This is a genomic window from Vibrio sp. Vb1574 (genome assembly GCF_033338675.1).
Genome location: NZ_JAWOTC010000262.1, coordinates 1 through 1289 on the forward strand (window position 1 = coordinate 1; position 1289 = coordinate 1289).

The 1289-nt window shown below is 44.5% G+C and carries 2 protein-coding genes; one reads left to right on the forward strand and one right to left on the reverse strand.

All coding sequences use genetic code 11. The features are described 5' to 3' along the window. A partial coding sequence (purU, locus tag R7O12_RS25355; RefSeq protein ID WP_318126822.1) for a formyltetrahydrofolate deformylase occupies positions 1 to 746 on the reverse strand: 746 nt, incomplete at its 3' end. Between the two features lie 217 nt (positions 747 to 963). Here purU and R7O12_RS25360 point away from each other — a divergent pair. After that, a partial coding sequence (locus R7O12_RS25360; RefSeq protein ID WP_318126823.1) for a DEAD/DEAH box helicase occupies positions 964 to 1289 on the forward strand: 326 nt, incomplete at its 3' end.

Sequence of the window (1289 nt, forward strand, 5' to 3'; positions counted from 1 at the left end):
TCGCGGCCTGCTTGAGCCATATCTTGTGCGCTGAATGTGTGATCGACTGGAATAACATCCTGCTTGATGATCGGGCCTTCATCTAGATCGTTTGTCACGAAGTGGGCTGTTGCGCCAATAATTTTTACGCCACGGTCGTAAGCTTGCTGATAAGGCTTAGCACCGATGAAAGCAGGCAAGAAACTGTGGTGAATGTTGATGATCTTATGGCGGTATTTTTCAACAAACGTTGGCGTGAGAACGCGCATGTATTTCGCTAGCACCAAGTAATCTGCATCGTATTGATCGATCACCTCTAACATCTTTTGCTCGTGTTCTTCACGGCTTAGATCTTCGTGCGTCACATAGTGGTAAGGGATATCGAAACGTTCAGTGAGGCCTTGTAACTTATCGTAGTTACCCACCACGGCGGCGATTTCTACATCTAAACTGCCATCGTAATTTTTCATCAGAATATCACCTAAACAGTGTGCTTCTTTCGTTACGAGAATCACGATGCGTTTACGGCGAGAGCCAATGAGAGTGCGTTTTGCACCTTGCGGTAGAGCTTGGTCTAAATCGGCAAGAAACGTTTGGTCGTTGAAGTACCCCTCCAACTCCGTTCGCATGAAAAAGTGCCCACTGGTGTTATCAACAAATTCGTTATTATGAACGATGTTTAGCTGATGTTTGTAACAGATATTAGTAATTTTAGAGATCAAACCCGGTGCGTCAGAACAATGGGTCAACAGTGTTTTCTTTTCCATAAATCAGATACTTCCATGCATTATTTTTCTAGCGTACGAAATATGTGTTTTCCCCAAAAGGGTCAACCGTACAGCAATCTGACTTCATAAATAATCTATTCTTGCCATGGTTTCAACAAATTATCTGTGTTGGGCCGTAAGCTGGCCATCTTACGGGCTGATGTCTCTCCCAAACGTCTGATATACTCACGACAATTTTTCTAACCAGATGTCAGGCATGATCGCAAAAACATTTTCCTCTGATGGCGCTTTAGGTAAAGCGATTCCGGGTTTTCAGGCTCGTCAGCCACAAATAGACATGGCTGAAGCCGTCAGTAGTGCGATCAAAGAACAAAGTCAGTTGGTGGTAGAGGCCGGAACTGGTACCGGTAAAACATTTGCTTATCTTGTTCCAGCGCTGTTGAGTGGCAAGAAAGTCATCATCAGTACTGGCTCGAAAAACTTGCAAGAGCAGTTGTACCATCGTGACCTACCGCTGATGGTCAATGCGCTCGGTTTTTATGGTCAAGTGGCGTTATTGAAAGGGCGTTCCAACTATTTATG